General features: G+C 44.9%; 21 protein-coding genes and 1 other RNA gene. 5 read left to right on the top strand and 17 right to left on the bottom strand.

Annotated elements, in window-relative coordinates:
* Window positions 1–10 precede the first annotated feature (10 nt).
* The 9 genes from mraY to rsmI all read right to left on the bottom strand — a co-directional run bounded on the left by mraY (window position 11) and on the right by rsmI (window position 8,965).
* Window positions 11–1,093, bottom strand: coding sequence for a phospho-N-acetylmuramoyl-pentapeptide-transferase (mraY, locus tag K5620_RS03305; RefSeq protein WP_016400780.1), 1,083 nt, complete (start codon window positions 1,091–1,093; stop codon window positions 11–13).
* Window positions 1,087–2,463 carry a UDP-N-acetylmuramoyl-tripeptide--D-alanyl-D-alanine ligase gene (locus K5620_RS03300; RefSeq protein WP_016400779.1) on the bottom strand — a complete coding sequence of 459 codons (1,377 nt, stop codon included), beginning with the start codon at window positions 2,461–2,463 and terminating at the stop codon, window positions 1,087–1,089. The genes mraY and K5620_RS03300 overlap by 7 nt, the downstream gene beginning before the upstream one ends.
* Complete coding sequence (murE, locus tag K5620_RS03295) at window positions 2,460–3,935, bottom strand: UDP-N-acetylmuramoyl-L-alanyl-D-glutamate--2,6-diaminopimelate ligase (RefSeq protein WP_016400778.1); 1,476 nt, start codon at window positions 3,933–3,935, stop codon at window positions 2,460–2,462. Before murE ends, K5620_RS03300 begins: the two co-directional genes overlap by 4 nt.
* Window positions 3,922–5,652 carry a peptidoglycan glycosyltransferase FtsI gene (locus K5620_RS03290; protein ID WP_016400777.1) on the bottom strand — a complete coding sequence of 577 codons (1,731 nt, stop codon included), beginning with the start codon at window positions 5,650–5,652 and terminating at the stop codon, window positions 3,922–3,924. The genes murE and K5620_RS03290 overlap by 14 nt, the downstream gene beginning before the upstream one ends.
* The gene (ftsL, locus tag K5620_RS03285) at window positions 5,652–5,969 is read right to left on the bottom strand and encodes a cell division protein FtsL (protein WP_016400776.1); all 318 of its coding nucleotides are present in this window, start codon (window positions 5,967–5,969) and stop codon (window positions 5,652–5,654) included. Before ftsL ends, K5620_RS03290 begins: the two co-directional genes overlap by 1 nt.
* Complete coding sequence (gene rsmH / locus K5620_RS03280) at window positions 5,969–6,904, bottom strand: 16S rRNA (cytosine(1402)-N(4))-methyltransferase RsmH (protein WP_016400775.1); 936 nt, start codon at window positions 6,902–6,904, stop codon at window positions 5,969–5,971. Before rsmH ends, ftsL begins: the two co-directional genes overlap by 1 nt.
* 1 nt (window position 6,905) lies before the next feature.
* Complete coding sequence (gene mraZ / locus K5620_RS03275) at window positions 6,906–7,361, bottom strand: division/cell wall cluster transcriptional repressor MraZ (protein ID WP_016400774.1); 456 nt, start codon at window positions 7,359–7,361, stop codon at window positions 6,906–6,908.
* Window positions 7,362–7,702: 341 nt separating this feature from the next.
* An RNA gene (gene rnpB / locus K5620_RS03270) (RNase P RNA component class A) lies at window positions 7,703–8,084 on the bottom strand.
* A gap of 41 nt (window positions 8,085–8,125) precedes the next feature.
* The gene (gene rsmI, locus K5620_RS03265) at window positions 8,126–8,965 is read right to left on the bottom strand and encodes a 16S rRNA (cytidine(1402)-2'-O)-methyltransferase (RefSeq protein ID WP_016400772.1); all 840 of its coding nucleotides are present in this window, start codon (window positions 8,963–8,965) and stop codon (window positions 8,126–8,128) included.
* A 139-nt stretch (window positions 8,966–9,104) separates the two neighbouring features.
* Between rsmI and K5620_RS03260 the strand changes: the two genes are divergently transcribed.
* From K5620_RS03260 to dolP, 4 genes are read left to right on the top strand one after another with little or no spacing between them, the layout of a single operon-like run.
* Entirely contained in the window at window positions 9,105–10,964 is a 1,860-nt protein-coding gene (locus K5620_RS03260; protein ID WP_040306931.1) for a penicillin-binding protein activator, read from the top strand.
* Window positions 10,957–11,304, top strand: coding sequence for a YraN family protein (locus tag K5620_RS03255; protein ID WP_246612310.1), 348 nt, complete (start codon window positions 10,957–10,959; stop codon window positions 11,302–11,304). Before K5620_RS03260 ends, K5620_RS03255 begins: the two co-directional genes overlap by 8 nt.
* 1 nt (window position 11,305) lies before the next feature.
* Window positions 11,306–11,896, top strand: a complete 591-nt coding sequence (locus K5620_RS03250) for a D-sedoheptulose-7-phosphate isomerase (RefSeq protein WP_016400769.1) — start codon at window positions 11,306–11,308, stop codon at window positions 11,894–11,896.
* 3 nt (window positions 11,897–11,899) lie between these two features.
* On the top strand, window positions 11,900–12,472 hold the full coding sequence (gene dolP, locus K5620_RS03245) for a division/outer membrane stress-associated lipid-binding lipoprotein (protein WP_016400768.1): 573 nt from the start codon (window positions 11,900–11,902) through the stop codon (window positions 12,470–12,472).
* A 42-nt stretch (window positions 12,473–12,514) separates the two neighbouring features.
* Here dolP and K5620_RS03240 read toward each other — a convergent pair whose 3' ends face one another.
* The 8 genes from K5620_RS03240 to zapE all read right to left on the bottom strand — a co-directional run bounded on the left by K5620_RS03240 (window position 12,515) and on the right by zapE (window position 18,579).
* Window positions 12,515–12,919 carry a ClpXP protease specificity-enhancing factor gene (locus K5620_RS03240; protein WP_152780617.1) on the bottom strand — a complete coding sequence of 135 codons (405 nt, stop codon included), beginning with the start codon at window positions 12,917–12,919 and terminating at the stop codon, window positions 12,515–12,517.
* A gap of 11 nt (window positions 12,920–12,930) precedes the next feature.
* Window positions 12,931–13,566: a stringent starvation protein SspA gene (sspA, locus tag K5620_RS03235; RefSeq protein WP_016400766.1), complete on the bottom strand. Its 636-nt coding sequence runs from the start codon at window positions 13,564–13,566 to the stop codon at window positions 12,931–12,933.
* An 86-nt stretch (window positions 13,567–13,652) separates the two neighbouring features.
* Window positions 13,653–14,387, bottom strand: coding sequence for a cytochrome c1 (locus K5620_RS03230; protein WP_040306950.1), 735 nt, complete (start codon window positions 14,385–14,387; stop codon window positions 13,653–13,655).
* Window positions 14,387–15,598, bottom strand: coding sequence for a cytochrome b (locus K5620_RS03225; RefSeq protein WP_016400764.1), 1,212 nt, complete (start codon window positions 15,596–15,598; stop codon window positions 14,387–14,389). Before K5620_RS03225 ends, K5620_RS03230 begins: the two co-directional genes overlap by 1 nt.
* Before the next feature lies 1 nt (window position 15,599).
* A complete protein-coding gene (gene petA, locus K5620_RS03220; protein WP_016400763.1) occupies window positions 15,600–16,190 on the bottom strand; it encodes a ubiquinol-cytochrome c reductase iron-sulfur subunit in 591 nt (196 codons plus the stop codon).
* Between the two features lie 242 nt (window positions 16,191–16,432).
* Entirely contained in the window at window positions 16,433–16,825 is a 393-nt protein-coding gene (gene rpsI, locus K5620_RS03215; RefSeq protein ID WP_040306930.1) for a 30S ribosomal protein S9, read from the bottom strand.
* 17 nt (window positions 16,826–16,842) lie between these two features.
* A complete protein-coding gene (gene rplM, locus K5620_RS03210) occupies window positions 16,843–17,271 on the bottom strand; it encodes a 50S ribosomal protein L13 (RefSeq protein ID WP_016400761.1) in 429 nt (142 codons plus the stop codon).
* A gap of 192 nt (window positions 17,272–17,463) precedes the next feature.
* Window positions 17,464–18,579, bottom strand: a complete 1,116-nt coding sequence (gene zapE / locus K5620_RS03205) for a cell division protein ZapE (RefSeq protein WP_016400760.1) — start codon at window positions 18,577–18,579, stop codon at window positions 17,464–17,466.
* A 107-nt stretch (window positions 18,580–18,686) separates the two neighbouring features.
* Here zapE and K5620_RS03200 point away from each other — a divergent pair, with 107 nt between their 5' ends.
* A complete protein-coding gene (locus K5620_RS03200) occupies window positions 18,687–19,091 on the top strand; it encodes a Z-ring associated ZapG family protein (protein WP_016400759.1) in 405 nt (134 codons plus the stop codon).
* Window positions 19,092–19,159 lie beyond the last annotated feature (68 nt).

Here is a 19,159-nt window from a genome sequence, read left to right as displayed (position 1 = left end):
AACAGCTCGCCTAACGCACCTTAAGGGTGGCTAAGCCAATCAAAACCAAAATTAATGAAATGATCCAAAAGCGCACGATTACTCTAGGCTCTGGCCACCCTTTAAGCTCATAATGGTGGTGAATCGGCGCCATTCGGAAAATGCGCTGTCCACGTAACTTATACGAGCCTACTTGCAGAATTACCGAAACCGTTTCCATCACAAATACGCCGCCCATAATCACCAGCAACAACTCTTGGCGAACCAATACAGCTACAGCGCCCAATGCTGCGCCTAGGGCTAGCGAACCGACATCGCCCATAAATACTTGAGCTGGGTAGGTATTGAACCAAAGAAAGGCTAATCCTGCTCCCACCATGGCGGTACACACCACCACTAGCTCACTGGCTTGTGGGATATAAGGGATAAACAAGTAGCTTGAAAAGTTTACGTGGCCGGTTAAGTAGGCAACGAGAGCAAAGGCTGATGCCACCATCACGCTTGGCATTATCGCTAGGCCATCTAAGCCGTCCGTTAGGTTAACGGCGTTGCTACTGCCTACAATGACCAAATATGTGAGAGGGATAAATAGCCAGCCTAATTGCGGCATAATGTCTTTGATAAACGGCAACACCAGTTGGGTTTGAGCCGCAGAGTCAGAACTCCAGAATAGATAAACCGCAACAATTAGCGCAACAACTGATTGCCAAAAATACTTCCAACGGGCAATTAAGCCCGCAGGGTCTTTACGGATAACTTTGCGGTAGTCATCAACAAAGCCAATTGCGCCATAGCTACCAAATACAAATAACATCACCCATACATAGGGGTTGTCTAAACGCGCCCATAATAAGGTAGACAAAAACACCGAGGCAATAATCAGCACACCGCCCATTGTGGGAGTACCCGACTTGCTCAAGTGAGATTCTGGCCCATCGTTACGCACGGTTTGACCAATTTGTAACAACTGTAAGCGACGAATAAGCTTTGGCCCCATCCATAGTCCAAAGACTAAGGCGGTCAAAATGCTGACAATTGCTCTAAAGGTTAAATACCCAAATAGCGAAAATCCACTAAAGTATTGCTGCAGATATTCCGCTAACCAAACTAACATTCCAAACCCTTTTTATAATATTGCTGTAACTGTTTAACGACTTTTTCCATGTGGGTCGAACGAGACCCTTTAACCAACACAAGACACGGAGAATGTTGCGCTTCTAAGGCTGTGATAAGCTGCTCACAAAGCACTTCATGGCTGTCGAAACCGAGTGAAGACCGACCGATTTCGGTCAGCACTTCGTCAAAAGACGCGCCATAAGAATACAAGCTGATGTCACTGTCAAGTGCCCGTTTAACTAAGTCGTTATGCACCTGTTTAGTTTGCTGTCCCATTTCCCCCATGGCTCCAGCGATAAGGAAGCGCTTACCTTCAAAATTGGCCAAAATATTGATAGCCGCATTAAATGACGCCGGGTTAGCGTTATAGCTATCATCAATTAGCTGGACGCTGTTATTTAACGATTGTACGTTCACCCGACCCGGCACTTTATCTAATTGTGCCAAGCCTTGGCTTACTTGCTCTAGCTTGGCTCCCATATTCAACGAAAGCGCAGCCGCAGCGACAGCATTTTTAACATTGTGCTCGCCCGCCAAATTAATTTGGATAAGCGCCTCACCGTTTGGCGTGTGCAATACAAAACGGCTGCCACTTAAACCTAGAGACTCAATAGCGCTGGCATAATAATCGGCATTAACGTTATCTAAAGAAAAATGCCCAATTTTAGCCGGACGAGCTACTTCATCTAAGTACTCTTGATAGCTAGATTGGTACTCACACAGCGCTAACTGCTCAGCACCCAGCTCGCCAAATAACTCAGATTTAGCTTTCAGCACGCCGTTTTGAGAGCCAAAGCCTTCAATATGCGCAGCAGATACATTATTGATTAAGGCAACCTTGGGTTTTACCAAGCTCACTGTGTAGGCAATTTCACCGATATGATTTGCGCCTAACTCTAATACACCCAACTGATGCATCTCGGTCGCGCGAAGCAGCGATAAAGGCACCCCAATATCGTTGTTAAAATTGCCTTTGGTGGCTAATACCTCGAAACCCTGTGACAAAATGGCCGTGGTCATTTCTTTCACCGTGGTTTTACCATTGCTACCAGTAATGGCGCAGCAACTTAACGCCAACTTCTCTCTTACATAACTGGCTAGTTGTCCGAGCGCTAAACGGGTGTCTTTAACTAACAACTGAGGCACATCAAGTGCTAATTCACGCTCGACTAGCAGCGCAGTTGCGCCTTGCTCAATAGCTTGTTGGGCGTAGTTATGAGCATCAAATCGCTCACCCACCAAAGCAATAAACAAGGCTTGAGACATCTGCTCGCGAGTATCAGTACTAATTGACTGAATAATTAAACTATCGCCCACTAGCTGAGCATCTAAGGCTTGTGTGAGTTCGTTAAGGCTTAAGGCAATCATGCTTTAGCCCCCACTAGCTGCTTAACGACTGCGCGTTCATCATAGTCACGCACTTCAGCACCAATAATTTGATAGCTTTCATGGCCTTTACCAGCCACCAAAATAATATCTTTATCACGAGAGTGCGTAAGCGCATGTGCAATCGCCTCACAGCGATCGTGAATAATGGTTACGGCTTCAGCTTGATTAAAGCCAAGCAATATATCGTCGGTAATCGTTTGAGGATCTTCAAAACGAGGGTTGTCGTCGGTAACAATAACTTGGTCTGCCAAGCGCTCGGCTATTTCTGCCATTAAAGGCCGTTTACCCTTATCTCTGTCGCCGCCGCAACCAAAAATACAAATAAGCTCGCCGCTACAATGCTGGCGCAGGGCTGTTAAGGCTTTTTCTAAGGCGTCAGGCGTATGCGCGTAATCAACCACCACCGAACGTTTACCGGCAAATAACTCCATTCGACCAGGTACCGCGCTAAGAGCAGGTAACTGAGTAAGTAAACTTTCTAATGGAAGACCTAAGAACTGCAAACAAGCTATAGCACTTAGTAAATTATCAGCATTAAAACGCCCTAAAAGCGGACTCTTAAAAGTAAGCTTTTCATGCCTTGTTTGTGGGCTAAACAAATAACCGCTTGCCCCTAACTCGCTGAACTGCAGGTTAGCGATTTGCCAATCAGCAGTGCTATCTTCTAGCGACAAAGATTGAGCACTTGGATAGTGCTGTAGCAACTGCTTGCCAAAACCATCATCGGCATTGATTAAACGACATTCTAAACTTGGCCAGTTAAATAAGGCTTGTTTCGCGCGGCCATACTCAGCCATGCTGCCATGGTAATCAAGGTGGTCTCGGCTAAGGTTAGTGAATATAGCAACCTTGAATGGCACACTCGCCACTCGCTGCTGCACCAAACCGTGCGACGATACTTCCATAGCGACTAGTTCATAACCTTGCTGATTCATTTCACAAAGCTGGCGCTGAATAGTAATCGCGTCAGCAGTGGTGTTTTCACTCGCAACCAGCTTACCTGGCTCACCATTACCCAATGTTCCCATCACTGCAGCACGAATGCCACTTAGCTTTGCCAAGTTAGCAATTAAATGGGTTACAGTGCTTTTGCCGTTGGTACCAGTAACACCGACTAAAGTAAGCGGATTGCCGTCTGGGAAATAGGCCGCTGACGCCAGTTGTGATAACTGTTGGTTCAAGCGCCAAAAGTAAATGCAGGCAACTTGCTTGTGCCATACTATTTGACCATGAGATTTTTCATCATCCGCATCAGCAAGTACCGCCACAGCTCCAGCACTAATCGCTGAATCAATATAGTTACGACCATCAACTTGGTGGCCTTTAACCGCAACAAATATATCGCCTTGCTCAATCTCTCTGCTATTTAGAGAGAGGTGGTTAAAGCCGATGTCTGGGGCAACCGTTACCGAAAATTTCGCTAACAATGTAGACAAACTAGGTTTCACCATTATTGCCTCCATTTAGCTGTACCACTTGGCTGGTATTGTCATCGGGGGCAACATTTAAATACTGTAATCCGCCTTGCATCACTTTCGAGAAAACTGGAGCAGCAACATCGCCGCCATAATAGCGGTCGGTTTGTGGTTCATTAACAAATACAGCAATGGCAAGTTTAGGGTTACTCACTGGAGCAACACCTGCAAAAATAGCAACGTAATCATCACCATAGCCACCACGAACCGCTTTACGGCTGGTACCAGTTTTACCGGCTACACGATAACCAGGTACTGCGGCTTTCTGCCCGGTACCACCATCTTGAATAACCGATTCCATCATCTCCAATACAGCTTGTGCTTTGTTTTGCTCAAACACTCTCTCGCCTGTTGCTGGCTGCTGTAACTTAATGATGGATGTTGGTCGAAATACTCCACCAGCTCCCATCGTTGCGTAAGCTTGGGCGAGTTGCAGAGGAGTAACCATTAAGCCATAGCCAAATGACAAGGTAGCTAGTTCAAAATCTGACCAACGGCGACGCTGCGGCATTTGACCGCCCGATTCGCCGACTAAACCTAAACCAGCATCGTTACCAAAACCCACATCGTAAAATGTATCAAGCATCCCCTCTACGCCCACTTTTAGGGCTAATTGGCTAGTGGCAACGTTGCTCGATTTTTGAATGACTTTGGTTAAACTAATTTCACCGTAGTTACGCGAATCTCGAACTCTACGCCCGCCAATCTGCATCCAACCAGGGCTGGTGTTAATCATACTGTTTGAACGAATATGGTCGCGCTCAAGCGCCGCAATAACCGATAGTGGCTTAACCGTAGAGCCCGGTTCATAGCTATCGGTTATTGCACGATTACGATAGCGATAACTTTGAAACTCGTTACGATTGTTAGGATTAAAAGACGGGCTATTAGCCATAGCTAATACTTCACCAGTTTCAATATCTAACACGACCACACTGCCAGACGTAGCTTTGGTCTCGGTGACGGCTTTTTTGAGCTCACGATAAGCGATTGCTTGAATCCGTTGGTCAATACTTAAAGCAATATTCTGCGCTTGTTTGGCTTGATGAATAACATCCAGATCTTCAACTACGCGACCTAAGCGGTCTTTGCGTACTTTACGCTTACCCGGTTCACCAGTAAGCCAGTCGTCATAGCTACGCTCAATACCTTCTAAGCCGTGGTCATCGATATTAGTGAAGCCAACAAGGTGAGCACTCACTTCGCCGGTAGGATAAAAACGACGGGATTCAGGTTTTAAGTAAACCCCTTTAATTTTGAGTTTGGTAACATAATCAGCAACTGCCGCACTCACTTGACGCTGTAAATAAACAAAACGACGTTTCGGATTGCTAACTCGTTGTTGCAAGCTATCTACGTCGGTATCTAATACTTTAGCCAAGGCCGCCCAAGCATCACGATTTGCTAAACTATTTTGGTCTGCCACATGTTTAGGATCGGCCCAAATAGCGCGCACTGGTACACTCACGGCTAGCTCGTTTCCTAAACGGTCAGTAATTACACCACGTTCTGCATAGCCAGTTTTGGTGCGAATCGAGCGTAAGTCACCTTCATAAATAAGCTTATCCGGTGCAATAACTTGAATATAAGCCGCACGACTCACCAATGCAGTAAACACTAAGCAAACCACTGCCATCACTAGCACAAAGCGCCAGTGGATGAACAGTCCTTGTTTATTTGCCTTAGCATTCATTAGTTTGTGATTACCACTTGTTCTTCAATTTTGGGTCGGTGCATATCTAAACGCTTTTTAGCTATGCTCTCTACGCGGCTGTGTTCAGCCAGCGCATTTTGTTCTATTAATAAATGTCGCCATTCAACATTGAGTGCATCCCGGCTCATCATTAATGATTCTCGTTGTTCGACAAACATTCTGGTGTGGTGAGTTGTCCACACCACACAAAAGGCCGAAACCACCGCAGCCACTAACAACAAAAAGTGCTGCTTGTTACGCCACACATCTTTCAAAATCGCCCGCAATAAATTGGGCTGGCGGCTAACCTCGTCCATTACAAACGTTTTGCTACCCGCAACACCGAGCTACGTGAGCGCGGGTTTACTTCAATTTCTGCTGCGCTAGGTTTTATCGCCCTGCCAATACTCTTTAGATAACGTCCGCTAGCTAACTGCTCTTCAGTAAGCGGCAAGCCTCTAGGAAACTGCTGGCCTTTTTCTTGCTTTCTAATAAAGCGCTTCACCATACGATCTTCTAAAGAATGAAAACTAATCACCGCTAAACGGCCATCGGTCGCTAAACTATTCATGGCGCCGAGCAAGGCTGTGTCTATTTCATCTAACTCGCTGTTAATATAAATACGAATAGCTTGAAAGCTGCGAGTCGCTGGGTGTTTGTATTTATCTTTAACAGGGCAGGCTTCATCAATAATTTTGGCCAGCTGCAAAGTGCTAGTAAGAGGCGTCTCTTCACGGGCATTCACAATCCCGTGAGCAATTCGTTTTCCAAACTTCTCTTCGCCAAAGGTTTTAATCACCCAGGCAATGTCTTCTTCCGCGGCATGAGTTAGCCATTGAGCGGCAGTTTGTCCTTGCGAAGTATCCATTCGCATATCTAAAGGGCCATCGCGCAAAAAGCTAAATCCACGCTCAGCGTCATCAAGTTGCGGGGACGACACGCCTAAATCCAGCAATACGCCATCAATTTTTTTCGCTAGACCCAACTCTGTAATGTATTGTTCAATGCCAGAAAAAGGGCCATGAACAATTTGAAAACGAGGGTCGTCGGCAAACTGCTTAGCGGCTTCAATTGCGCGAGGGTCACGGTCAATAGCAATCAAACGTCCTTTAGGACCTAGTTGCTGTAAAATAGCGCGACTGTGCCCACCTCTGCCAAAGGTGCCATCCACGTAAATGCCATCTTCTTTAATGGCTAGGCCGTCGATACACTCTTGTAACAGTACCGAGGTGTGAACAAATTCAGTACTCATACTAAAGCGAAAAATCTTTTAGGTTATCAGTTAACATATCAACGTCCTCTTCTAGGGCTATATCTGCAGCAATTTGTTGCTGCCATTGCTCTTCTGACCACAGCTCAAATTTGTTGAGCTGGCCAACCAGCATTATTTTTTTCTCCAAACTTGCGTGTTGACGCAACGGAGGTGGAATTAACAAACGACCATTTTTGTCCATCTCGCAATCATCGGCATAACCCAATAGCAAGCGTTGCAAACGACGCTCAGCCGGGTTCATGCTAGATAAACGTTTGAGTTTACGCTCAATTTCTTCCCATTCAGCTAAAGGGTAAAGCAGTAAACAGCGATGATTTATATCAATGGTGCACACCAATTGACCGTGACACTCTTCCATCAACCACTCGCGATATCGGGTCGGCATAGTCATGCGTCCCTTCGCGTCTAAGTTGATTGAGCTAGCGCCGCGTAACATCAGTGTTAATTCCCCATTTATCCCTAATTAATTCAGTTGTTGGGCAAACAGATCCACTATGATCCACTTTATCCCACAATTCACTAAGTTTAAGGACGAGTCTCGCCCTTTGCAAGCGACCTTGAGCAAGAAAATGAACAAAATTCCACCAACCCAAATAAAGAAAAGCCTAAAGACTTGATATACAAAGCGGCCACGCTACTTTTGGCCAAAAAATAATTAAAATTTAATGTCATATTAATTTTGAGGAATAGCGAACTGGAGGCATTAAAAAGGTAGTGAGTACGAATTGTGTGATTGAATTGAAAAAGCCCTGTTGCTAAACAACAGGGCTTTAATAAAAAGGGAGTTGGCCGATAAGCCGGGTTTTGTCGTGAACAATCATTCGTCTAGGCCATTAATCGCTTAATGGCTCAAGCAGCCTACCCGCCCCCAACGCGGGTCGCGCCTTAAGGGGGCCTATTTGGCCTTGCTCTGGGTGGAGTTTACCTCGCCGCATACTGTTACCAGACGCGCGGTGCGCTCTTACCGCACCCTTTCAGCCTTACCTGTACTCCAAGGAGCCATCGGCGGTCTTCTCTCTGCTGCACTTGTCGTGGGCTCGCGCCCCCCAGGCGTTACCTGGCACCCTACCCTATAGAGCCCGGACTTTCCTCCCCTTCGCCCGTCTGCCACTCCCGAAAGAGCGCACAACGACGAAGCAGCGATTGCCTAGCCAACTCCGGTGGCGGACTATAGCAAACAATTATCAGCAAGAATAGCGCTTATTCGCCGTGCTTTAGTCCGTAGTCATAAAGGGCGTTTTTCTTTAAACCGTAAATTTTAGCGGTAAGTGCTGCGGCCTTCTTTAGTGGCAACTCTGTTTGCAATAACTTAAGCGTATCTAAGGCATCTACCGGTAACAGCTCACTGTCTTTTTGGTAACCGGCCACAATTAGTACCATCTCCCCTTTTTGTTGGTTGGGGTCGGCTTTAACCCAAGCAAGCAGCTCTGCAACGGGCAATGATTTAATGGTTTCAAAGGTTTTAGTTAGTTCGCGAGCAAGCACCACTTGCCTACCTTCCCCTAAGCAACTAACTATGTCGGCGAGGCTATCTAAGATACGGTGAGGCGATTCGTAATACACTACTGTGCGAGTTTCTTGACGAAGTTCGTCTAATCGCTCTTGGCGTGCTTTGGTTTTTGCTGGTAAAAATCCTTCGTACAAAAACCTATCTGTAGGCAAACCCGCTACCGACAATGCAGCAATAGCCGCGCAAGCGCCGGGTAACGGCACAACCGGGTAGCCTTTAGCGCGAAACGCATTAACTAGGTGGTAGCCGGGATCATTAATCAGTGGCGTTCCTGCATCGGAGACTAACGCAATGTCATTCCCATCTAGCACTTGCTGCTCTAACCAAGCTATTTTTTGTTGCTCGTTATGATCGTGTACTGCCACACAGCGAGTACCAATTTCATAATGACTCAATAACCGGCCAGTGTTGCGCGTATCTTCGGCTGCAATCATCGACACATCCTTTAGCACTTGAATAGCACGCTGTGTGATATCTGCTAAATTGCCGATAGGAGTGGCTACAATATAAAGAGTACCGATGGCTGACATAAACTCACCTCTGATAAAAACGGCCTCTACTTTAATCAAAAGCCTCACTTGCCTCAATCTTTCACCACTTCGATTGTAGATTATTTAGCGTTTGGCTCTTAATATATGCACTAACTAATCAATACTAGTGGTATAAACCTTGAAACATAACCTGATCTCAGCGCTACGTTATCTCAGTTTAAGCCTTATGCTTTTGCTCGCAGCCTGTAGTAGTGGCCCAACCAAGCCGCCTATTGTTGCTATAGACCTTCCTTCTATTGCTGTTGCGCCTGAACATAATGCAGAGTTTTATTTGGATCAGGCTAGCATTGCGCCAGTAGAGCAAACCTTTGAATGGGAGCTCCTTGCAGCTAAGGCATACTACCAACAAGGCATGTTCCAAGCTGGTGATGCTGTAACCACATCCTTAAATAAACAAGCAAACACGGTACAACGTGGGGCAGGCTTGCGCTTAGTAAGCGCCTACGCTTTGGAGCTTCAAGGCCAATACACCCCGGCTTTAGCATTATTAGATTTTGACCCAGCCTGGCAACTACCCGATGACTATTGGTACGCCTATTTCCAAGCCCGCGGCAACATTTATCAAAAACAAAATAATCCTTTAGCTGCTTCTGGCGCTTTTATCGAGTTAGACCGTTATCTATCAGAAGAAGCCCGAGAAGCAAACCATCAAACCATATGGCAACTGCTTAAACCGCTTACCGCGTTTACTCTTCGCAGCTTTCAGCAGCCAGGTAACGAATTACGCAACGGCTGGTTAGAAATTGTTGCGATAAGTAACGAACCCAAGCAATCACCGGAGAAACTGGTAGCTAAACTACAAACTTGGAAAACCGAATATCCAGCTCACCCAGCGCTAGATTATGTAGCTGGTGACCTAGCGAAAGCGCTAAGCATTACTCCTTATACGCCACAAAAAGTTGCAGTTTTGCTGCCGTTAAGTGGTAAATACCAAAATAACGGTTTGGCGGTAAAAGACGGTTTAGTATCTGCCTTCTTAGATAGCCAAACAGAGTTTTCCAGTGATACCGAATTGGTGTTTTACGATACCCAATCCCAAGCAATGGAAACGCTCTATCCCCAGCTTGAGCAAGACCAAATCGATTTCATCGTTGGGCCGCTATTAAAATCGCAGTTACGCAGTTTATTAAACCTTGCTCCAACCCAGCCAGTGTTCGCTCTTAACGATGTGCAAGCTGGTGAACAGGAGCAACAGTTTTTCTTCCCACTCTCGCCTGAGGATGAAGCCAAACAAGCCGCTCAGTTTATGGCGCAACGTGAAGAGCAAAATCCACTGCTGTTAGCCCCACAAAGCAGCTTGGGCAAGCGCATGGCTGAGTCATTTACAGAAGAATGGCAAACCCTTTCTAGCTCTCCTGTAGATGTTATCTACTACGCTAACCGCAACGATCTACAGCGCGCAGTACGTAAATTGTTACATACCGATATGAGCCAGCAGCGTATTAGCCAGTTCAAGCAGATTTTGGGACAGGATTTAGAAGCTGAAGTACGCTCTAGAAGCGATGCAAACTCTCTGTATTTGGTGGGCAACAATACTGAAACTAAGCTAATTAAGGCGTTTATTGATGTAACCGTAAGCCCATTTGCAGTAAGCCCACGCTTATATGCCAGCTCGCGCAGCTACGACAAAAATGATGAAACCAGCGAAAACGAGTTAGACGGCATCTACATCAGCGAGATGCCTTGGATATTAGAGCAACAGTCGGTAAATGCGATTCGCCATCAGCAGCTTTGGCCTAGCTCTTCAGACTCGCAGAAACGTTTGTACGCTTTGGGTTATGATGCCTACTCGCTAATTAGTCAACTAGCTCAAATGCGCGGCTATTCAGACTATCAGCTAAATGGTTTAACCGGAAAACTCAGTGTTAACCAACAAGGTTTAGTGATACGACAACTCACGTGGACTCAATATAAAGATGGCCAACTGGTTCCCTTGGAAATCCAAGCTAACACGCTTCAAGACCAAGATATTGAATAAAGGGCAAGCTGCAGAGCAGCAAGCGGCTAGCTATCTAAGCAAGCAGGGTTTACGGCTGATTGAGCAAAACTATCATTGCCGCCGCGGCGAGATAGACCTAATTTGTAAACAGGGCGACACCTGGGTTTTTGTGGAAGTTAAATACCGCAAAAGCCTTAGCCATGGCGGAGCGGCTGCAGCGGTCGACCAGCACAAAATGCACCGTATACTGCTTAGCGCACAACACTATTTACAACAAAAAAATTTGAACCAATTTGATACTGCAATGCGTTTTGATGTTGTTGCTATTCAAGAGCAAGCACCTTACCTAGAATGGTTTCAGAACGCGTTTGGGGAATAACATGCAAGAACGAATCAAAGAAATATTTAGAGAAAGCATACAAACCAAGATTGCCGCTGCAGAAGCACTACCCGATGCGATCGAAAAAGCTACAGTGATCATCGCTCAAGCATTGCTCAACGGTAACAAACTGCTCATTGCAGGCAATAGCGCAGGAGCGGCACTTGCTCAGCAGTTTTCAGCTAACTTGGTTAACCGCTTTGATACCGAACGCCCTAGCCTTCCAGCTTTAGCACTTAGCACCGACAGCTCAGTGCTAAGTGCCATTGCGAATGATTACTCCTTTGACGAAGTATTTGCCAAGCAAATTCGCGCATTAGGCCAGCAGGGCGATGTACTTGTTGCCATCTCCGATTCAGGTAACTGTCGCAACGTAATTAAAGCCATGGAAGCGGCAGTAAACCGCGACATGACAATTATTGCGCTAACCGGAAAAGATGGCGGTGAAATGGCCGGTCTGCTTAGCGAGCAAGACGTTGAAATTAGAGTGCCAGGTGAACAGAGCGTACGCATTAACGAAGTACACTTACTGGCCTTAAACAGTTTATGTGATTTAGTAGACCGTACGTTGTTTCCCCAACAGGAGGATTAAAGGATGTTACGTATCATCACCGTTGTTGTTTTGGCAGGGCTACTACAAGCCTGTGCTGGAGCAGTTGTAGTGGGTGCCGGAGTAGCAGCAGGTGCAGCAACAGATAGGCGCACCATAGGCACTCAATTTGATGACCAAACGATAGAACTCCAAGCACTAAGTGAACTGGGCAAAGAAGAGAATATTTGGCGAGAAAGCAAGCTATCGGTGGTTGCGCTTAACGGCAGAGTACTGGTCATTGGCCAAACTCCGAATGAAGAATATTTCAACAAAATCACTCAAGTTGTCCGCGATGTAAGTGGTGTACAACAAGTGCTAAACGAAGTACGCATTAAAGCACCTGTATCTTTAGGTGTACGTAGCAATGACTCTTGGATTACCACCAAAATCAAGTTTAAGATCTACGAAGACAGTAAGCTTCCACCAGGTAAGATAAAAGTCATTACCGAAGACAGTGAAGTGTTTCTCATTGGTTTTGTTACCGCAGAAGAAGAACGCTTAGCGATTGATATTGCCCGCCACGAGACAGGCGTAGCCAAAGTGATTAAAGTATTTGAGCTGATAGAAGCCAGCTAACAAATTTAAAGTAGATACAAAAAAGCGCCTTTCGGCGCTTTTTTATTTTACGATGGTGAGTGTCGGCTTCTTCGGAGTATCCTCTTTCACCGAAACATCTTCAGGCTGACTCTCAAGCTCTTCCACTTGCTCGTAAGCAGCTTCTGGCTCAAACACGGTACCTGCACCATTTTCTCGGGCATAAATCGCGACAACGGCTGCCATAGGCACATAAACCTGAAACGGTTTACCACCAAAGCGTGCGCTAAAACTTACGTGCTGTAAGTCCATATTAAAGGCCGCAATTGCCGACGGAGCAATGTTTAGAACAATCTGTCCATCATTAACAAATTGGCTGGGCACGGTCACGTTAGCTTGGGTAGCATCCACCACCAAGTGAGGAGTCAACTCGTTGTCTAACAACCAATCAAAAAAAGCCTTAAGCAAATAAGGCCTATTTGGGGTCATCTCTTCACTCATTAACCTAAAAACCCATCGCGAATTTCACGCTCTGCATCGGTCAGTGAAGCTTGGAAAGATTCACGATCGAATACACGGATCATATAAGATTTGATTTCTTTAGAACCCGCACCTTCAAGCTCGATGCCTAAAGTTGGCAAACGCCATAGTAGTGGTGCTAAGTAGCAATCTACTAAGCTGAATTCTTCACTCATAAAGTAAGGCATTTCAGCAAAAACCGGTGCAATGCTTAACAGACTTTCTGTTAATTGCTTACGTGCAGCCTCGGCGTTCTCACCTTTTTCAATTTGCGCAACCAAGGTGTACCAGTCGTTTTTGATGCGGTGCATCATAAGGCGGCTTGAACCACGCGACACAGGGTAAACCGGCATTAGCGGTGGGTGAGGAAAACGCTCGTCTAAGTATTCCATGATGATCTGCGATTGGTACAACACCAATTCACGATCAACTAAGGTTGGAACAGAGCTGTACGGATTCAAATCAATTAAGTCTTCCGGTAAGTTGTCCGGATCTACCTGATTAATTTCTACGCTGACGCCTTTCTCAGCCAAAACGATACGTACCTGATGACTATATAAGTCGTTAGCACCAGAGTATAGCGTCATTACCGAACGCTTGTTGGCAGCTACAGCCATTGAATCCTCCAAAAACCATCTAAAATAAATACACAAACGGCAACAGCATAAATGCTATTGCCGATAATTAAATACTAGCTCAAGACTTAATGTACGTCGCGCCAGTATTCTTTCTTCAATAGATAACTAATAATGAAGAAAATGAATAAGAAACCAAGCACCCAGTAACCAAGACGTTTACGCTCTAGCTGAATAGGTTCAGCAGAGTAAACTAAAAAGTTAACTAGGTCTAAAACAGCGTGGTCATACTCATCATCACTCATCTCACCGCTGCCATCTGATTGGATGCCAACGTAGATTTGCTGATCTTCACCATCAATCATTCTTGTTTCATAAACCGCGTTTGGCACACCTTGCAACTCTTGCAATACATGCGGCATACCAACACTTGGGAATACTTTGTTATTCACCCCAAATGGACGCGTCTCATCAACATAAAATGAACGTAAATAGGTATATACCCAATCAGCTCCACGAACTCGAGCTACTAAGGTTAAATCTGGAGCTGGCGCACCAAACCACTTAGCAGCGTCTTTTTCTTGGATGGCATTTTGCATCAATTCACCTGGTTTTACCCCGGTAAAAATCAAGTTTTCTTCCATTAACTTAATTGGAATACCTAAATCTTCTGCTACACGATTATAACGCTGGTATTGAGCACTATGACAGCCAAAACAGTAATTCATAAACAACTTCGCGCCGTTTTGTAACGAAGCTTTATCACTTAAGTCATAGTTCGCTTTGTCTAAAGGAACGGTCGAACCAGCGGCAAACGCCAAGCTAGGAACCAGCAACGCGAATGCTAAAAAAATATTTTTCATCATTTGGTCACCCTTTCTGGAACTGGCTTAGTTTTCTCGTTTTTACTGTAAATCCACAGTAGTAGGAAATAACCAAAGTAACCAACAGTTGCGATACGTGCGATCCAAGTTAATAGGTCGGTCGAAGGTAAGGCACCTAGCACCCCTAGAATCACAAAACATATAACAAACTGAGCGATGTTAAGCTTATGTATGACACTACGGTAGCGAATTGACTTCACTTTACAGCGGTCTAACCACGGTAATACAAATAACACCGCAATAGATGCGCCCATCATCACTACACCCAGTAACTTATCGGGTACCGCACGCAAAATTGCATAGAAAGGTGTGAAATACCAAACCGGCGCAATATGCTCTGGCGTTTTAAGCGGATTAGCTGCTTCAAAGTTTGGCGGCTCTAGGAAGAACCCTCCTCCTTCTGGGAAGAAGAACATCACCCAACAGAAGAAGAACAAGAAGCCAACAATGGCGGCTAAATCTTTAACCGTAAAATAAGGGTGGAAAGGAATACCATCCTTCGGCCAACCATTCTCATCTTTGTTAGCTTTAATCTCGATACCATCCGGGTTGTTAGAGCCAACTTCATGCAACGCTACAATGTGCAAGAACACCAACATAACCAACACCAAGGGCAATGCAATAACATGCAAAGCGAAGAAGCGGTTTAAGGTTGCACCAGAGATAACATAGTCACCACGGATCCACAGGGTTAGGTCATCACCAATTACCGGAATAGCCCCAAACAGTGAAATAATTACCTGTGCGCCCCAATAAGACATTTGTCCCCAAGGAAGCAAGTAACCCATGAATGCTTCGGCCATCAATACCAAGAAAATTAACATCCCGAACAACCAAATCAGTTCACGAGGTTTTTGGTAAGAGCCATAAATCAAACCACGATACATGTGCAAATAAATCACCACAAAGAAGGCTGACGCCCCGGTGGAATGCATGTAACGCAGTAGCCAACCATATTCCACATCACGCATGATGTATTCAATAGAGGCAAACGCTCCATCACCTGATGGGTTGTAATTCATAGTTAGCCAAATACCTGTAAGTATTTGGTTAACTAATACCACCATGGCAATAAAGCCAAAAATATACCAAAAGTTAAAGTTTTTTGGTGTTGGGTATTGGCCCACATGTTTATTGTAGGTCTTGGTCAACGGGATCCGTTCATCGATCCAACCGATAAGTGCCTTCATCTTATGCCTCTCCCTGGTCCAAGCCGACCAAAATGGTGGTTTCATCAACATAGTGATGTGGAGGAACAACCAAGTTTAGTGGTGCAGGTACACTTTGGAATACTCGTCCGGCCATATCAAACTTCGAACCATGACAGGGACAGAAGAATCCATATTCAACACCTTGAACTTGCTCAGCAAAGCTGCCAGGTAAATAGGTGGGTGAACAGCCGAGGTGAGTACATAAGCCCACACCTACAAACAACTCAGGTTTGATTGAGCGGTGTACATTGACTGTGTAATCGGGTTGTTGAGGCTCCTCGGAATCGGGGTCACGCAACCTATCACCAATGGTGTTTAGGTTATCTAGAACCGATTGAGGACGGTTAACCACCCAAACAGGTTTACCACGCCATTCAACACGTAGTAATTGTCCAGGTTCTATTTTGCTAATATCCACTTCTACCGGTGCTCCAGCTGCTTTAGCTTTGGCACTCGGATTCCATGAACTGATAAAAGGTACTGCGGCAAACGTAGCTCCTACACCACCGACAACAGCTGTTGTCCAGGTTAGGAAGCGACGGCGGCCAGCATCGACAGGAGCGTTGCTCATCCAATGTCTCTCCGGTAAGGATCCGCGCAATTATTGTAATTTTCCTTGCGGCATGCTGCACAAGGTAGCGTTTTTCTGCTACTGGTAGCGTTTACTTGCTACTACATTATTGCAGGTAAATGCGAACAAAATAGTAATAAAAAACACACAAATTGACAAGGGAAATCAAGGTTTTTAACCTTTTAGAATAAAGAAAAGCCCGGCATAGCCGAGCTTTTTTGTAACACGAATGTGTATAGCAATTAACGTTTAGAGAATTGCGGACGACGACGTGCTTTACGTAGACCAACTTTCTTACGCTCAACTTTACGCGCATCACGGGTAACGAAACCAGCTTTACGTAACTCAGGACGTAGACTTTCGTCGTATTCCATAAGAGCACGAGTGATACCGTGACGGATAGCACCAGCTTGACCAGTTGTACCACCACCTTTAACGGTAACTAGTAGGTCAACTTTTTCTAACAATTCAGTTAGTTCAAGTGGTTGACGAACTACCATACGAGCAGTTTCACGGCCAAAGTAAACGTCCAAAGTACGGTTGTTTACAGTGATGTTACCACTACCTGCTTTTAAAAATACGCGAGCAGTAGAGCTTTTGCGACGGCCAGTGCCGTAGTATTGATTCTCAGCCATTATTCAAATTCCGTAACTTAAATGTCTAATACTTGTGGTTGCTGAGCCGCATGAGTGTGCTCAGGTCCAGCGAATACTTTCAGTTTACGGAACATTGCACGGCCTAGAGGACCTTTTGGCAACATACCTTTCACTGCAGACTGGATAACACGCTCAGGAGCTTTTTCGATTAACTTTTCAAAGCTAATTGATTTTAAGCCACCTGGGTAACCAGTGTGCGAGTGGTAAATTTTACCTTTCGCTTTGTTGCCTGTTACGGCTACTTTCTCAGCGTTAATTACGATGATGTAATCACCAGTATCAACGTGAGGAGTATATTCAGCTTTATGCTTACCGCGTAGGCGAGAAGCGATTTCAGTTGCGATACGACCCAGAGTTTTACCATCTGCATCTACAACGTACCAGTCGCGTTTAACGCTGTCTGGCTTGGCTACAAAAGTTTTCATTTGTATATATAACCCAAAATAACTGTTACACATGTGTTTGTGATAATCACAAACGTGAAAGTAGCCACTCATAGTATCCCTTCGAATACGGAGTAAGCTGGATTGTTAGTATCACCAAATCGGTGACATGTAACGTGGGGTGGCAAGATTATAGGGGAAGTACAAAAAAAAACCACCCCTAATTAAGATTATTTAAGGTAAGTGCTCTCTTTCCAAGTATTCATGAGACTGCATTTCTTGTAAGCGAGATAAACAACGTTCAAATTCAAAACTCAATCGCCCACCCTGATAGAGTTTTTCTAAGGGTACTTCAGCAGCAATAATTAAAGTAACGTTTCGCTCATAAAACTCATCAATTAAAGCAATAAAGCGTCGAGCGGCATCATCATTTTTAGCGCCCATTGCCACTACACCCGATAACAACACTGTGTGATACAGCCTTGCTAGTTCTATGTAATCCAGCTGGCTCCTCGCCCCTTCACATAACTCACTAAATTCAACGTGTAACACACTATCGGCTTCATTCACAAAATTAATCATCCGCTGATTAATTTCAATCTGACCTAGCGCTTGGCGCGGTTCGTTAGACAATTGCAAAAAGTATTGGGCTAAGTTTTGCTCCGCTTGTTGATCTAAGGGGTAATGATAAATCTCTGCCTCATTAAGGGTGCGCATTCGATAATCACTGCCGCCATCTACATTGATGATTTGGCAATGTTGTTGAATCAACTTTATGGTTGGCACAAAGCGTTGGCGCTGCAAACCATTTCGGTACAAATCTTCAGGCGGTATGTTTGAAGTAGCAACAAGCGTTACTCCTCGTTCAAATAACGCTTCGAATAGCGTTCCCAAAATCATTGCATCGGTAATGTCTGAAACAAAAAACTCATCAAAGCAGATAACCTCTGCCTCTTTATATAAACGATCTGCCACGACCTCTAAGGGATTAGTTTGAGCAGTTAAGCTTTTTAACTCTTGATGCACCCGCTGCATAAAACGGTGGAAGTGCACTCGCATTTTACGTTGCTGGGGTAAGCAGTTAAAAAAAGTGTCCATGAGGTAGGTTTTTCCTCGGCCAACTCCTCCCCACATGTAAAGCCCTTGAACAGGAGATTTAGTAGATACATCTGCGTTGGAAAATCGACTTTTTAACTTGGAAAAAAAAGATGAAGGAGCTGCAGCGGAAGTGGGCCTTTCGCTCAACTGATCAAATACGCGTTGCAATTGAGTAACGGCAAATGCCTGGGCATTGTCTTTTATAAAATCATGAGCTTGCAGATCTAGCTCGTATTGTTGCTGTGGAGTCATCCTTTCCCTATTCCCAGAACCCGCTAAAATTAGTCGAAAATTGATAGTACCATGTGAAAGCATTCTCAAGTATATTGAAAGTTCATCAAGACCAACAAAGGAATAATATGAGCGCAATTAGCAGTATGATTTTTCTTCTTATTGGTGTCGCTATTGGCTTCTTCCTTAGTCGTATAGCATCAAAGCCGGTTGGTAGCGATGCCAATATGAAGCAAGAACTCGAACAAAATAAAGCTGAGCTAGACAGTTATAAAGAGCAAGTTCAAGAGCACTTTGCAACCAGTGCTCAGCTACTCGAAGACATGGCCAAGCAATACCAAGGCATATACGAACATATGGCCAGCCAGTCAAAATCATTAATCAGTGAAGACGTAGCTCAACCGCAGCTATTTGCCGATTATCAAGAAAAATTAGAGCTAGACGAAACGGTTGAATCAAGCGAAGCTCAACCTAAAGATTACTCTAATCAACCATCTGGTTTATTTACCGAAGCTCAGCGTAAAGCTAGCTAAATCATTGAACTTTTTAAACTAAGCAGGGTCATTAAGATCCTGCTTTTTTATAATGACATGTGTTTATT

Source organism: Agarivorans albus (assembly GCF_019670105.1).
In the GTDB taxonomy this organism is placed as follows: Bacteria; Pseudomonadota; Gammaproteobacteria; order Enterobacterales; family Celerinatantimonadaceae; genus Agarivorans; species Agarivorans albus.
This window is presented reverse-complemented; position numbering and strand designations above follow the sequence as displayed.

Bases quoted from the DNA above. Each gene is read 5' to 3' on its own strand.
- K5620_RS03300 (WP_016400779.1), bottom strand. From the start codon at position 2,463: ATGATTGCCTTAAGCCTTAACGAACTCACACAAGCCTTAGATGCTCAG.
- ftsL (WP_016400776.1), bottom strand. From the start codon at position 5,969: ATGGACGAGGTTAGCCGCCAGCCCAATTTATTGCGGGCGATTTTGAAA.
- K5620_RS03290 (WP_016400777.1), bottom strand. From the start codon at position 5,652: ATGAATGCTAAGGCAAATAAACAAGGACTGTTCATCCACTGGCGCTTT.
- mraY (WP_016400780.1), bottom strand. From the start codon at position 1,093: ATGTTAGTTTGGTTAGCGGAATATCTGCAGCAATACTTTAGTGGATTT.
- rplM (WP_016400761.1), bottom strand. From the start codon at position 17,271: ATGAAAACTTTTGTAGCCAAGCCAGACAGCGTTAAACGCGACTGGTAC.
- zapE (WP_016400760.1), bottom strand. From the start codon at position 18,579: ATGACTCCACAGCAACAATACGAGCTAGATCTGCAAGCTCATGATTTT.
- rsmH (WP_016400775.1), bottom strand. From the start codon at position 6,904: ATGAGTACTGAATTTGTTCACACCTCGGTACTGTTACAAGAGTGTATC.
- sspA (WP_016400766.1), bottom strand. From the start codon at position 13,566: ATGGCTGTAGCTGCCAACAAGCGTTCGGTAATGACGCTATACTCTGGT.
- mraZ (WP_016400774.1), bottom strand. From the start codon at position 7,361: ATGTTACGCGGCGCTAGCTCAATCAACTTAGACGCGAAGGGACGCATG.
- rsmI (WP_016400772.1), bottom strand. From the start codon at position 8,965: ATGTCAGCCATCGGTACTCTTTATATTGTAGCCACTCCTATCGGCAAT.
- K5620_RS03225 (WP_016400764.1), bottom strand. From the start codon at position 15,598: ATGAAGGCACTTATCGGTTGGATCGATGAACGGATCCCGTTGACCAAG.
- K5620_RS03240 (WP_152780617.1), bottom strand. From the start codon at position 12,919: ATGACCCCAAATAGGCCTTATTTGCTTAAGGCTTTTTTTGATTGGTTG.
- K5620_RS03230 (WP_040306950.1), bottom strand. From the start codon at position 14,387: ATGAAAAATATTTTTTTAGCATTCGCGTTGCTGGTTCCTAGCTTGGCG.
- rpsI (WP_040306930.1), bottom strand. From the start codon at position 16,825: ATGGCTGAGAATCAATACTACGGCACTGGCCGTCGCAAAAGCTCTACT.
- K5620_RS03250 (WP_016400769.1), top strand. From the start codon at position 11,306: ATGCAAGAACGAATCAAAGAAATATTTAGAGAAAGCATACAAACCAAG.
- K5620_RS03200 (WP_016400759.1), top strand. From the start codon at position 18,687: ATGAGCGCAATTAGCAGTATGATTTTTCTTCTTATTGGTGTCGCTATT.
- dolP (WP_016400768.1), top strand. From the start codon at position 11,900: ATGTTACGTATCATCACCGTTGTTGTTTTGGCAGGGCTACTACAAGCC.
- murE (WP_016400778.1), bottom strand. From the start codon at position 3,935: ATGGTGAAACCTAGTTTGTCTACATTGTTAGCGAAATTTTCGGTAACG.
- petA (WP_016400763.1), bottom strand. From the start codon at position 16,190: ATGAGCAACGCTCCTGTCGATGCTGGCCGCCGTCGCTTCCTAACCTGG.